Annotated in this window: 11 protein-coding genes; 2 read left to right on the forward strand and 9 right to left on the reverse strand. The window is 36.1% G+C overall.

Annotated elements, in window-relative coordinates; all coding sequences use genetic code 11:
• Positions 1–27: 27 nt before the first annotated feature.
• Positions 28–375, reverse strand: a complete 348-nt coding sequence (locus HW347_RS08000; protein ID WP_214611355.1) for a winged helix-turn-helix transcriptional regulator — start codon at positions 373–375, stop codon at positions 28–30.
• Positions 376–510: 135 nt separating this feature from the next.
• On the opposite strand from HW347_RS08000, the gene HW347_RS08005 reads away from it, so the two are divergent.
• Positions 511–1,380 carry an SDR family oxidoreductase gene (locus tag HW347_RS08005; RefSeq protein ID WP_214611356.1) on the forward strand — a complete coding sequence of 290 codons (870 nt, stop codon included), beginning with the start codon at positions 511–513 and terminating at the stop codon, positions 1,378–1,380.
• Between the two features lie 269 nt (positions 1,381–1,649).
• Here HW347_RS08005 and HW347_RS08010 read toward each other — a convergent pair whose 3' ends face one another.
• From HW347_RS08010 to HW347_RS08040, 7 genes are all read right to left on the reverse strand, one after another.
• Positions 1,650–2,066, reverse strand: a complete 417-nt coding sequence (locus HW347_RS08010) for a 3-hydroxyacyl-ACP dehydratase FabZ family protein (protein WP_214611357.1) — start codon at positions 2,064–2,066, stop codon at positions 1,650–1,652.
• A gap of 109 nt (positions 2,067–2,175) precedes the next feature.
• Positions 2,176–2,724, reverse strand: a complete 549-nt coding sequence (locus HW347_RS08015; RefSeq protein ID WP_214611358.1) for a hypothetical protein — start codon at positions 2,722–2,724, stop codon at positions 2,176–2,178.
• A 177-nt stretch (positions 2,725–2,901) separates the two neighbouring features.
• Positions 2,902–7,020: a hybrid sensor histidine kinase/response regulator transcription factor gene (locus HW347_RS08020; protein ID WP_225901851.1), complete on the reverse strand. Its 4,119-nt coding sequence runs from the start codon at positions 7,018–7,020 to the stop codon at positions 2,902–2,904.
• A 179-nt stretch (positions 7,021–7,199) separates the two neighbouring features.
• Positions 7,200–7,349 carry a hypothetical protein gene (locus HW347_RS08025; protein ID WP_214611360.1) on the reverse strand — a complete coding sequence of 50 codons (150 nt, stop codon included), beginning with the start codon at positions 7,347–7,349 and terminating at the stop codon, positions 7,200–7,202.
• A 140-nt stretch (positions 7,350–7,489) separates the two neighbouring features.
• Positions 7,490–8,146: a fructose-6-phosphate aldolase gene (gene fsa / locus HW347_RS08030; protein WP_214611361.1), complete on the reverse strand. Its 657-nt coding sequence runs from the start codon at positions 8,144–8,146 to the stop codon at positions 7,490–7,492.
• A 5-nt stretch (positions 8,147–8,151) separates the two neighbouring features.
• Positions 8,152–9,477, reverse strand: coding sequence for a xylose isomerase (gene xylA / locus HW347_RS08035; protein WP_214611362.1), 1,326 nt, complete (start codon positions 9,475–9,477; stop codon positions 8,152–8,154).
• A 1-nt stretch (position 9,478) separates the two neighbouring features.
• Positions 9,479–10,963 carry a xylulokinase gene (locus tag HW347_RS08040; RefSeq protein WP_214611363.1) on the reverse strand — a complete coding sequence of 495 codons (1,485 nt, stop codon included), beginning with the start codon at positions 10,961–10,963 and terminating at the stop codon, positions 9,479–9,481.
• A gap of 332 nt (positions 10,964–11,295) precedes the next feature.
• Here HW347_RS08040 and HW347_RS08045 point away from each other — a divergent pair, with 332 nt between their 5' ends.
• Positions 11,296–12,327, forward strand: coding sequence for a LacI family DNA-binding transcriptional regulator (locus HW347_RS08045; RefSeq protein ID WP_214611364.1), 1,032 nt, complete (start codon positions 11,296–11,298; stop codon positions 12,325–12,327).
• A gap of 2 nt (positions 12,328–12,329) precedes the next feature.
• On the opposite strand, the gene HW347_RS08050 is transcribed toward HW347_RS08045, so the two are convergent.
• On the reverse strand, positions 12,330–14,435 hold the full coding sequence (locus HW347_RS08050; RefSeq protein ID WP_214611365.1) for a c-type cytochrome domain-containing protein: 2,106 nt from the start codon (positions 14,433–14,435) through the stop codon (positions 12,330–12,332).
• Positions 14,436–14,438 lie beyond the last annotated feature (3 nt).

Below are 14,438 nucleotides of genomic sequence, written 5' to 3' on the forward strand. Positions count from 1 at the left end.
TGTGGTCAAAATAGTTTTTTTTACGAATTACTGGCTTGTACCGAGGTTAGCTTTACTCGTGTTTGATTTCTCCATCAACTCGGTACCAAAAGCTTTTATCTGATCTATAATTGGTAGTATTTTTTGTCCTTCTTCGGTCAATGAGTATTCTACTTTAGGTGGAATCTCATTGTAAGCTTTTCTATTTAAAATTCCTGCTCCAGTCAAATTTTTCAGTTCTTGGATGAGCATTTTTTCGCTAATTGCAGGAATGAGCCTTTTTAGTTCTCCAAATCTCCTTTTTTCATTACCAATTTGAAAAATTATCTGTAACCTCCATTTTCCTCCTATGATGCTTAATGCTGTACCTACAGGACAGGTTTCATCTTTTAACATTTTTTTATTTATTACAACTAGTTGATTATCAATTTTACATACCTTTTAGTAGGCACCTTACTTTTTGGTAAGTACTTAAAAAAAGTAAGGTAATATACTATTTTTAGACTATAATTTAAATTTGAAATAAGAAAGATGAAGATATTTGTATCAGCAGCTACTGGGTTCCAGGGAGGCAGCATAGCACAACAGTTAATCAAAAAAGGACATGAGGTAACCACATTATCTCGTTCAGAAGGCAATGTCCCAGATATACATGTTGTAAAAGGAGGATTAGAAAATAAGGAAGCTTTACATAAAGCATTGACGGGAGTAGATGCGGCTATTTATACGTTCCCTTTACTATTTGATTTAAATTTAGCAAAGGAGTATACTTTAAATTTTATTGACGCGGCAAAAGAGCAAAATGTATCCCACGTGGTATACAATGTAGGTTTTGATTTGCCTGAAAAAAGTCATGGACTGTTAGCCCTTGACATAAAAACAGAAGTTAAAAACTTACTGGATGCATCTGGACTAAATGTAACCACATTAGTACCTGACATCTATATTGATAATATTTCTGCACCTTGGTCTATTCCGGTTATTTTAAATAACAATATTGTTCCTTACCCAGTGGCATCAGGAAGTAAAGTGCCATGGATTAGCCATACGGATTTAGCAAAATATGTAGCCTCTGCGATTGAAAAACCAGAGTTGTCCGGTAAAGTTTTACCTATTGGAGGGAACTTGTTTTCTGGAGAAGAAATAGCAGCAGCCATTTCATCAGAAATAGGCAAAGAACTCCATTATGTTCCTATGACTCCTGATGAATTCGAAAAGAAAATTTCACCTGCTTTTGGAGAAGTTGCAGGAAGAGAAATCTCCAATCTTTATAGATATGTAGAGAGCAATAGAGAAGAACTGATTGCTAAAGACTTTAAACGTACACAGGAACTGTTAGGAGTAACTCCACAAAGTTTAACGGACTGGGTTAAGTCTGTAAAATGGGAATTGACATCCTAATTTTGAAAGGTTATGATTAACATTTGCCACAGACGGCGGGCTCTAGTTTATCCAATATGGACAGTATCCAGAATTTTGTTTGTACAGAATTTTGGGTACTGTTTAAATTTTGTTTCGCTTATAAACTAATCAACAAAGTGAGCATGGAAACGAAAGCCATTAACCCATAAAGAATTTTGGAGGTTTAAAAACTTTTATCCTTTAAGAAATCAGCAGCAGATTTGAATGGACAAGTTTGGGGTAATCTAAATATATATTACTACGATTTTTTACTTGTCAATTCTGGCGCAAAGCCAAGTTGCTTCTACAATAGGTTCATCCTTTGCATATGCAATTCCAGATTGCTTTATTAATTTGTTGCTAACTCTAATGTTTTTAATGACATATTTAACTTCTTCATTATAAGTCACTCCTTTTAAAAAAGTAACTTTTTCCATACTTGCCAGTCCAAAAAAACCATTTGCAAGTCCAGCTTTTTTTAAGCCTGCACCTCCACATTGAGCCATGGATTCTACCAAAATCGTCCCAGGTATAAAATTATATTCTGGAAAACTACCTGTTAGCATTTCATTTGATTTGTCAAAACTTTTGATTCCAATAATTTCTTTTTCATTTGCAGTAATAATTTTATCTACAAATAAAAAGGGGAATCTATGGGGAATTAATTTTTCTATTTCTGTTTCCATTTTATTTCTGTTTATCAAATGACGAACAACGTTTCAACTAAGCGCATTGCGGAGACAATTAAACTTTTCGTTTCCTACTCCGCACGAAGCTAAAGCTTATTATTTAGTTTTATCTTTTGTTAAATCTATTTATGAAATCAATTAAACTCTCTTTATCGCCGTTCATTCTTAGGTAACCAGTATTATTAATTATCATTTTGTTTAGTATTCGCTTACTAATTTTTTTAGATCTCGAAAGATTAAAAATATCTTTAGTTAATAAATACGGAGTTGAAAATATACCACTTTTTGACCACCAACCAAAGAGTGAATTTTGAATAATAGATAACGCTTTTTCTTTTTTTCCACACGCAGAGCATAGAATCTTTTCTTTTTGTGATTCTGATGAACTTATGACATATGAAAAAATTTTATTAATCTCATAACCATAAAGAATTGAAGAATTTTTGGAACATTTTGGACAGGGTAAAATTGAAATGTCTTTTATTAAACCTTCTAATTCATTCTCTTCAAATTTTTTACTACCAGCGTTCACCCAATTTAATAAATTAGAGTTCAAACCCCTAATTTTAATTTCTGATCTTAAAATTTCAATAACTTTTCTCTCTAAACCTATAGATTCAAAAAGGGCTATTTTTTCAATTTCAGAATCTGACATTTTTTTGTAATTATTTTTTATTTCGTCAAATCTGTGCATTGATATTTTGTGGTTTTTTAAATTGGTTACATCGTACGTATATATGTAATACACAATTCGTGTACATCGATTTTACCCCTAATTTAATTAAATTTAACAAAGTCATGGGTTTATAAAACAATAGAAATTATCAAGTGATTACTTAACCTCGGTAGGAAGAAACCCAAACTGGGCCTTAAAGCATTTGGTAAAATAAGAAGGAGAGGAAAAGCCTACTTTAAAGCAAACTTCACTTATAGATTCGTTTCCGTTCTCTATCATCTGCTTGGCTTTTTCAAGTCTTATTTTGCGTAGAAACTCATTTGCGGAGTAGCCTGTGAGTGCTTTTATCTTTCTATATAATTGACTTCTACTTAAATTTAATTCCTCTGCTAACTGCTCTACATTAAGATTTTCATCAGATAGATTAGCGGTAACATAATCTAATACTTTAGTAATAAAACCTTTGTCTAGCTCAGAAGCACTTTCAGGGACTTTTACGTTGTTTGAATCCTTCAAATACTTATTAAAAAGTACTTGTCTGCTGCTCAATATTTGCTTTAACTGAGCTCTAAGCACGGTCATTTCAAAAGGTTTGGTCAGATAAACATCCGCTCCGCAGTCAATACCCTTTACCCAATCATCCGTCATGGTTTTGGCGGTGAGCATTAGAATGGGAATATGGCTTGTTTTAAGGTCTTCCCTTATATGTCTACAAAACTCAAATCCGTCCATTTCTGGCATGACCACATCAGAAAGAATAATGTCTGGTGTTCTTTTTTCGGCAGCCTTTAAGGCTTCCATTCCGTTTACTGCTTCAATAACTTTATACTCGCCCTTTAGCTCACTTCTTAGATAAGCCCTTAGCTCAGCGTTATCTTCAACAATTAGAAGCGTAGTATCCAAACCATTATTTGCATACTGATTAACGATATCTCCGGTCATTGCAACCGGTTTTAATTCCTCGCTCTTTTCCTCAGGTTTTAAAAACAACTCGCTGGGTTTGAAATGGGCATTACCAAGGGGTAGAAAGATTCTGAATTTGGTACCAAGTCCTTCTTCACTTTCTACAACTATTTTCCCTTTTAGCAGGTCTATAAAATTCTTTACTACTTCTAAACCAATACCTGTACCACCATAATACTGGCTGTTCATTTTTTCTACTTGGTAAAACCGTTCAAAAACCTTTTCCAATTCTTCTTTTCCAATACCGCTTCCTGTATCCTCTATACTTATTTCCAAGGCTTGAAAAGGTTCATTCTCATTTACCAGAGGGAATATAATTTTATTGGCGCATTTAAAAACACCTACCGTTATGGTTCCCCTATCCGGAGTAATTTTAAAGGCATTTGAAAGGATGTTGAAAATTACTTTTTCTAACATAGATGGGTCACTCCAGAGCGTTATGGGTTGCTCCTCCGATTCTACTAAAAAGTGAATATCCTTTAGCGTAGCCTCTTCCTCAAAATGATTTGTAATCTCTTTGATGAACGTTATGGCCTCTAGCTCTGACACCTTAACGTTGAGCTTGTTAATGTCCAGTTTTCTAAAATCCATCAACTCATCAATCAATCGTTTTAATCTGTTGGTATTTTTATGGATGATACCCAGCTTCTCCTTCATTTTTTGAGAAAAAGAAGTGCCCGAATCTCTAAGAATGTCTTCTAACGGATTTAAAATAAGTGTAAGCGGCGTTCTAAATTCATGGGAGATATTAGTGAAAAACTGAATCTTTCTATCGTTCAACACTTCTTCTTGCAAACGCTTTTCTCGTTCAAACTGAACCATTCTTTTTTCCTGAACTCGCTGATTTGCCAGCTTAATCAAAAAGTAAGTTATTAGCAAAATGGCAAGTATATACAGTAAAATAGCCGTAGTTGTTCCCCACCAAGGTGCTAAAATAGTAAGCTTCAAAGTTTTGGGCGTTTCATTCCAAACACCATCATTATTAGCTGCTTTCACCTTAAAAACATAATCGCCCACAGGAAGATTCGTATAGGTTGCAGTTCTGCTTTTCCCTACATAGTTCCACCTATTGTCAAACCCTTGTAAAAAGTAAGCGTATTGGTTCTTTTTAGGTCTTGTAAAGTTAATACCTGCATATTCTATGGTAAAAACGGACTGGTTATGAGTGAGGGTTAAATTTTCTGTACGTCCTATAACTTTTTCTAAAGGCGATTTTTCCGTTCCTGGAACAACGGACTTATTGAACAGCTTAAAATCTGTAAAGTAAACTTGTGGTTCATTACTATTGAAACTTAAGTTTTGGGGATCTATAGAATTAACCCCTTCATAGCTACCAAAGTACAGAATACCAGAATCATCTTTATACGTAGCATTGTAATTAAAATCGTTAGCCAATAACCCGTCATGAATATCAAAGTTTTTAATACTTTCTTCCGCTACATCCAACCTAGAAATACCATTATTACCGCCTAACCAAAGCGCACCATTATCATCTTCTAAAATTGAAGCTATGGTCTGTTGCCCTAAACCATTTCTATCTCCATACCATGTAAATACATCTTTAAAGGGGTTATATTTACATAAACCTCCGCCATCTGTGCCTATCCAAATGATATTATTACTATCCTCAAATAACGATACTATTCTATCTACGGTAGGCTTTAGACCAGTATCTGCGTGCATGCGATCTACCAAAGAAATGGCCTTATCCTCTCCAGAAAAATCATTGGCTATTTTATACAGACCACCTGTGGTACCCAACCAAATAAAGTCATTACTATCTACTAAAATTTTACGCACTTCTCCATGACTAGGAATTACGTCTTCATAAATTTGTGTATTGTAAGGCGTGAATATTTTGGTTTCCGGGTTATAGGAATGTAAGCCCGTTACGTAAGAGCCAATCCAAATAATTCCGTTTTTATCTTCATCAAATGTCATTATACGGTTGCTTGTAAGCCCACCGTTCGTATTTGAAATCTTATAATTTATAAATTTTGATGAGTTTTTAGGAAGGTAATAGATACCGGAATTCCATGTTCCCACCCAAAGATTGCCTTTACTATCAAAAAACATTCCTGCAACAGCTGCCGCATGCAGGTTAGTTGCTATTGAATTTTCAGAGTCTTTTAAATGAACTATACTTTTTTCTGCAGCATCATATACGTCTATACCGCCACCATCTAAACCAATCCACAATCTACCTTCTTTATCACTAGCAATACCGGTAACCGAAGGCAGCAGCAGGGAATTATTGATATTGGCCAAACTTTCAATATCCTTAAACTTGTCAAACAACTTATCGTAAACCCCTACCCCTTTGTTGTAATATCCAATCCAAATGCGTTCTTGGCTGTCTACGAAAACGGACCAAATGGAGTTGGATTTTACACTTTTAACATCAAACTTATCATAGCGATAATTCTTTATTAAAGTTCCGTCTGATTTTAGTACAAAAAGCCCGTCATTCTCCGTACCACATATGATATTACCATCTGCTCCTTGGGCTATGGATAACACCCTTTCTGGGGTTACCTTAAAGGAATCTATTTTATACTTATTTGCAGACTGTAGTTTTATTCTAATCAATCCGTCTGATAGGGTACCCAACCAGATTGCACCTTCTTTATCTTGAAATAACGTCTCTATATTTACATTCAGGTTTTTAGCTATTTCCCCGCTTTCATTCAGAAGTTGCGAGGGTGCAACCTTAACCCCGTCATACTCAAAAAGACCGTGATTAGTAGCTACAAATACGTTACCTGTTTTACTTTTCAAAATACAATTTACCTGTATGGCCGATTTGGCTATAGTAGACTGAAAAGGAATTGACTCACTGCGTAAGGTTAACGGATCTACTCTAAATACCCCATGATAATGAGAACCTACTAAAAGCTCTCCATTAATACCTTCTTGAATTGCTCTAATTAGGACACCATTTTCTAATCCGGGTTCTCCCCTCAACTCTATTTTATCAAAATTATCAAAATCTCTATTGTACAAATCCAAGCCCGTTTCCGTACCTATCCAAAATCTATTAGACTTATCAATGTACGACGTGTGGATAAGCGAATTGCTCAGTGATTTTGATTCGCTAATATCTTGCTTATAGGTAGTAAAATCAATACCATTATATTTCTTTAGCCCCACCCCATTGGTACCCATCCAAATAAGGCCCATGCTGTCTTCAACGATAGTGGAAACCGCTCTTTGGGTATTATCTTGTTCTATATCTATAAAGGTGTAATCGTCATTTGAATTTTGTCCATAGAGATGACATTGCGTAAGAAAGACGCAAAAAACTAAACTCAAAATTATATTACTTAATCTCATATAGGAGTGCTTCTACTCTGTTGTATTTTTAAAAATTGATATTTGATAAGGTGAAAAACCAAAATATGCTGTGCATTATGGAATCGGTTAGAAGATAGGGTAAATGACTATTGCACACAAACAGATTAGTTATTCTGCACCATATCCAGACTCCGGTATTACTTTTTTACATAACGGGTTTTCCAGAGTATCTTGCCTACTTTATCCTGTCCTTCTAGATACACCTCATTATCTGAGAAAAACTGAAAAGAGACCGTCAATACACTCTTCTCATATAGAAACACAAGTAACATTAGTTTGTAATTCATAAGAGTGATTAATTTAGGTGAAACAGAAGTATTCTTTAACCAAATTGCCGGTAGTTTCAACCACCGGCAATATAGTCTATAAAATAAATTAGAAACTGTTGTTCAGACTTGTCTATTACGTCTGTTTACGACAGGTTTACCTATTGATTTCCTTTGTTATAATCTGCCAAGAATTTCTCTAAACCACTATCCGTTAACGGGTGCTTAAGTAGACCTTCAATAGCTGACAATGGACCTGTCATTACATCTGACCCCAATTTAGCACAGTTAATTACGTGCATAGTATGACGAACAGAAGCCGACAAAATTTGCGTTTCAAAACCGTAGTTATCATATATAAGACGGATTTCTTCAATCAAACGCATACCGTCTGTAGAAATATCATCTAACCTACCTAAAAATGGAGAAACATAGGTAGCTCCAGCTTTAGCAGCTAATAATGCCTGACCTACTGAAAATACAAGAGTAACGTTTGTTTTTATTCCTTTATCAGAGAAATATTTACACGCTTTTACCCCATCTGCAATCATTGGTAATTTTACTACAATCTGAGGATGTAAAGCGGCTAACTCTTCACCTTCTTTGATCATACCTGCATAATCGGTTGCAATAACCTCAGCAGAAACATCACCTTCAACTTTTTCGCAAATTGCCAAGTAATGCTTTAAAATATTGTCTTTTCCGGTTATACCTTCTTTAGCCATTAAAGAAGGATTGGTAGTTACGCCATCCAAAACACCTAATTCGTAGGCGCTTTGAATGTCGTTTAAATTTGCTGTATCTATAAAAAACTTCATATATTCTAGATGTACTGATTAATAATGTTTTCGAACAATTCTTGCTTACCACTCTTAAGCTCTAACTCGCCATTTGTAGTTGCTAAATCGTATAAGTTCTCAAGGCTTAATTTACCTCCTTCAAACTCTTTTCCTTTTCCTGAATCAAAAGAGCTGTAACGGTTTTCACGAAGCTTGGAATAATCAGAAGACTGGATTATTTTATCGGCAGTAATTAAACCTCTTGCAAACGTGTCCGCACCACCAATATGAGCCAAGAAAATATCTTCTAGGTCAGTAGAATTTCTTCTGATTTTAGCATCAAAATTAACACCTCCACCTTGTAAACCGCCTGCTTGTAAGAATACCAACATAGCTTCAGTAGTTTCTTGAATATTGTTTGGGAACTGATCGGTATCCCATCCGTTTTGGTAATCCCCACGGTTGGCATCTAAACTACCTAACATTCCTGCTTTGGCGGAAACTTCCATTTCATGCTGAAAAGTGTGTTGTGCCAAAGTTGCATGGTTTACTTCTATGTTTATTTTAAAATCTTTATCCAATCCGTACTCTTTTAAGAAACCGATTGCTGTAGCCGAATCAAAATCATACTGGTGCTTAGTTGGCTCCATTGGTTTTGGTTCAATAAAGAAATTACCTTTAAAACCTTGCTTACGAGCATAATCTCTAGCCATAGTTAAGAACTGCGCCATATGATCTAATTCGCGACCCATGTTTGTGTTCAAAAGAGACATATACCCTTCACGGCCTCCCCAGAAAACATAGTTCTCACCGTCTAATGCAATAGTTGCATCCATCGCTAATTTTACTTGACCACCTGCTCTAGCAACCACATCAAAATCTGGGTTTGTAGCAGCACCGTTCATGTATCTTGGATTAGAGAAACAGTTAGCCGTACCCCACAATAATTTAATACCTGAAGCCGCTTTTTTCTGCTTTATATAATCTGTAATAGTAGCTAATCTTTTTTCTGACTCCGCGAAAGTTGGACCTTCTTGAATCAAATCGAAATCATGAAAACAGAAATAATCGAATCCCATTTTACTGATAAACTCAAAAGCAGCATCTGCCTTATCTTTTGCAGCTTGAACGGCATCTGAAGATTTATCCCAAGCAAAATTCTGCGTACCTGGGCCAAATGGATCAGAACCTTGCCCACAGAATGTATGCCAGTATGCGATAGCAAATTTGAAGTGCTCCTTCATTGTTTTACCTGCAACAATCTGGTCCGGGTTGTAATATTTAAATGCTAAAGGGTTGTCTGATTCTTTCCCTTCAAACTTAATTTCTCCAATACCTTTAAAGTACTCTTTGTCTCCTAATAATGCCATGTTACTTGTTTTTTAATAATTGTTCTAATTCTTTTTTCCATGCGGAATATGCAGATTGTAATGCTTCTTTTTCTGCGGAAGGTTTATAGCTCATGACATAATCATTAGCCATAATCTGTTCGCCAAAGCTTGAAAAATCTCCATCACGTAAAATACAGGCCCTAGCTGCGCCAATGGCACCTGTGGTATTATATATTTCTATCTCGCGGTCAATAAGCGTTGCTATTGTATTTGAGAAGATTTCTGATCTAAACAGGTTATCGTTTCCTGCCCGTATTTTGGTAGCGGTAATACCATCTGACCTAAGGATTTCCATACCGTACACAAAAGAGAAGGCAATACCTTCTAATGAAGCTCTACATAAATGTGCTTTGGTATGGTTGTTTAAGTTGATGCCAAACATATTGGTACCTAAATCCACATTATTCAACATACGTTCTGCACCATTACCGAAAGGCAATATTTTTACGCCATCCGAACCTTGTGGCACGGAATTGGCCAAATCGTTCATTTCATCATATGAAGCTACAGCCAAGTTGTTCAACAACCATCTGTACTGAATACCAGCTCCGTTTATACAAAGTAGTTTACCTATGTTCTTATTTTCCGCACTGTAATTAACGTGGGCAAAATTGTTAACTCGTGAGCTTTCTTTAACCGAAAGATTATCTGTAACAGCATAAATAACCCCAGATGTTCCACCAGTTGCAGCTACCTCTCCTGGATTAAAAACATTCAAAGACAATGCATTGTTAGGCTGATCTCCTGCACGGTATAAAATAGGCGTACCTACTTTTAAACCTGATTCTTTTGCTCCTTGCTCCGATACTGTACTTTGAACAGAAAAGGTATCAACTATTTCAGGTACATGAGATTCGTTCAATCCGTAATAATCCAATAACCAAGTGGCTAAACTATTCGTCTTAAAATCCCAAAATATACCTTCGGATAAACCAGATAAAGTTGTATTTGCTGTACCGCTCAACCTACAGGCTATATAATCTCCAGGAAGCATGAACTTATGAATACGTTCAAAATTTTCCGGCTCGTTTTCCTTTACCCACTTTAATTTGGATGCGGTAAAATTAGAAGGCGAGTTTAATAAGTGCTCACTACAACGGTCATTGCCAAGTTCATCAAATGCTTTTTGACCAATACCTACCGCTCTACTATCACACCAAATAATGGAATCACGTAAAGGCTTTAGGTTCTCATCAACAACAACCAATCCGTGCATCTGGTATGAAATACCAATACCCGTAACCTCTTCTGGTTTTATATTATTTTCCGATAGCAATGTTTTTGTAGCGGTACAAACATGTTTCCACCATGTATCTGGATCCTGTTCTGCCCAACCATTGTTAATGGCAAGAATATCCATTTCTGTTTTAGGTTCGCTCACTACAGCAACGGGTTTACCCGTACTTACCTCAACTAAGGCCGCTTTTATTGACGAACTTCCTATATCGTAACCTATACTGTACATAATTTTTTGGTGTTTGTAAGTGCTTCTGTTTTTTGAACGTTGTCCTATTGGATATTTTGTATTCTCTTAAAAACCAAGCACTTTTGTCAAATTTAAACTATAACTTAAAACGAGTTCTAGATAATTCGTTTCTGTACTAAAAATACAAAATAGAACCTTTTGTAAATTCAAAATTTCATAATCACAACGTGCTTATAATCAGATATTTGTAATATTTTGTATTTTTCGAAATGGGTTTCGTAAAAAGCGTAGGTCCAAAATGCTATTTTAGCGATCGGAATGGCAAAAATGAAGTAATGTCTTAATATGATATTTAGTATCTTGATACTGTTATGAAACGAAAACTTAGTTTAGACGATATTGCCAAGCATTTTAAAGTCTCTAAATCTACCGTATCCAAGGCGTTAAATGATAGCCATGAAATAAGCGCCAAAACCAAGGCGAAAATCATTGCGTATGCACGGGAACACAAATACCGTCCCAACCTGAATGCTATTAACCTTAGAAAAGAACCTTCGCAATCTGTGGGTGTCATCATTCCAAATATCCTCAACTACTTCTTTGCCCAAGTTATTAGTGGTGTAGAAAAAGTATTGAATGATCGTGGTTATAATATGATTGCCTGTATCTCTAACGAATCCTACAAAAAGGAAGTTGCTATTACGGAAATGCTACGCAAAGGTGCTATATCCGGACTCTTAGTTTCGCTTGCGGAGGAAACAGGTAAACTTGACAATACAGACCATTTTGAGCCCTTCTTGAACAAAGGTATACCGGTAGTAATGTTTGATCGCGTATCATCAAAACTGGACTGTGACAAAGTAACCATAGATGATACCAAAGCTGCTTACAATGCAACGGAACATCTTATAAAAAGCGGATGTAAGCGTATTGCCGTGGTTTCGCTTTTGGGCGACCTTGAGATATCAAAACTGAGAATAAACGGTTACCATCAGTGTCTAAAGGACCATAATATAGACTTGGACCAGAGTTTGATTTTTGAAAAGTTGGAAAAATCATTTATGGAAGTGGAAATACGAAAACTACTATCCGCAGGAAAAGTAGATGCCATTTTAGGTTTAGAAGAAGAAGCGGGTGTCACCTCATTATTGACCGCAAATTCTTTGGGAATAAAAATTCCTGAAGAGCTTTCCATTATCTGCTTTACAAACGGAATTTTACCTAAATATGTAGTTCCTAGCCTAACTTCTATCAGTCAGCATGGGTATCATATGGGGCAGCGCGCCGCTCAACAATTGGTGAACCGTATAGAACAAAGTGATCCCGAAAAGCCATTTGAAACTGAAGTAATCAAAACCACTATGATCGAACGGGATTCCACCATACCCCTAATCAAGGCCTAGCCTTAAAAAAAGAACAATTGATTGATTCGTATAGTTTGCTCTTTTTGGGGCTGGGCTACTATTTTTAAATATTTATACGATTTCTGCGGAAGCTCTATTGAGATTTCCTCTAGTCTGTCTAAATTGTTTTCATTGGCAAAAGACTTCTTTTTAACCAATTGCCATTTTACTTTATCATCACTAGCCCAAACCCCTACAAAATCTAATGGTGATTTCTTTTGTTTGTAATGGATACCACAGCTTAAAACCACCTCTTTTATTTTGGGAGTGGATACGCTAAAGTCAACAATGGCCTCCAGTGGTTTTTTGTTATAAGATGCCCAGAATTTAGAGAATCCTATTTTTTCATTATTCCGAACGGCATCGGTCAGTATTTTTTCTGTATCACCTGTATACGAGCTTAAAACGCCAGGATACAAAACTTCAATACCATCGGGCACTAGGCCTCTATCGTAAAAAACATAGGAAACAGGCTTGCTAGGTAACCAACCTTCTTTGTAGGCTAACGTTTTTATAGTTTGTTGTCTTTTCCCTTTTAAATCCAATGAAAACGCTTTTTCAAAAGCTATTGAAGTGGAGTCTGGTTCGCTCTCATCTAAAGTATATTGAATGGTAACTCCATTCATTTTATGCCCAAGAGAAACCAAATCGCCCGAACTAATTATATTCCCTTCGTTAACCAAAGTTGGTGGTGTTAATTGTAGCTCCTCTTCTGGATTTGGAATATAACCTTCGTTAATGATAACCTTGGGTAATTCGCTTCTTAACACCTCTATATCCTCAGCTTCCAAATTGGTATTCCATACGAACACTTCCTTTAAACTCTTTAAGCCTTTCAAATGCTCCAACACAGTCGCGTCTATAGCGGTCCCTGACAAGGACAACGTTTCTAGTTTGGCACAACTCGCCAATGATGCTAAAGACTCACTGCTGATATCTGTAAAATTGAGTACAAGGTGCTCTAGGTTACCTAATTTTCCAATGCTACCCATCTGCTTGCTTGTAATAGGAAGATTAGCCAAATTCAAATACACCACCTGATCTTTTACCTTTTCAAGTTCGGTTAAGTTATTTTCCTGAAAAGCGCTTCTACCAAATATAACAACGTCAATAGCTGGTGACGTAGGTGATTTTTGAACTACCGTTCTATATGGATTATTCAGTTCCTTGATGGTTTTTGCCGTTACAAAATCGAACTCATATTGCTTATCCTCAATAGATTTTAGCCATTTGCTGGTAACAAGTTGTTTTAAGGTGTCCCCTTCTTTTAGTTGAGCATAAGTAATTTGGTCATCGGCGCCATGTGCAATCCAAATCTGCATTAATTCTATTTCTCCTGCCGTCAATTGGGGTTTTCCTTCGGGTGGCATGTGCTCTTCATCTTCAATAGGTAAGGCTGCTCTTTTCAATAAAAGGCTTTCTTCCGGATTATGAGCTAACCATACGTCTCCATTCTCACCACCTTTGGTTATGGCTTCGATTGTGGTCAAATCTAAATCACCTTTATGCTTTTGAGGATTATGGCAACTGGTACATTTCGACTTTAAAACAGGTACGATATAAGCCGAATAAATAGGTGTATTTTCATCTACGATTTCTTCTTTTGAAGCGGTAATAGGCTCCATTAAAAAATTGGTGCCATGGGTCAATCCCGCTCCAAAGTGCCCGCCTACCAATACTCCTATCAAACCAACATATAGCAATACCTGAAATACTTTCTTATAAGCGTAACACCAAACCAAAGCATATATGACAAAACATAACGCTATACCTACCCACTTGTGAAGCGTCAATAATTCTGAGTCGTAACCTTCCAGTGATAACAATAGTCCCATTAGGGTTGCCAAAACCGTGGTAAAAGATGTGAGCAATAAGAGCGCGAAGTTTATCTTTTCGAAAGAAGCAGGCTCCAACTGTTTTTTGAAAAAATTGAGCATTACTAAAAGCACAATAAATGCTACCGGAAAGTGTAAAACCAAAGGATGCATTCTTCCTAAAGGTTGAACCCAAAACGGAACTTTCATATACCCTTCAAAGAGCACCAAAAATGCCAGCAAAACATGTAGAAAGAATAAAACATTCAAAAAGAAAGGGACTGCTTTTTTCATATA

Source organism: Zobellia barbeyronii, from assembly GCF_018603515.1.
GTDB classification, from domain to species: Bacteria; Bacteroidota; Bacteroidia; order Flavobacteriales; family Flavobacteriaceae; genus Zobellia; species Zobellia barbeyronii.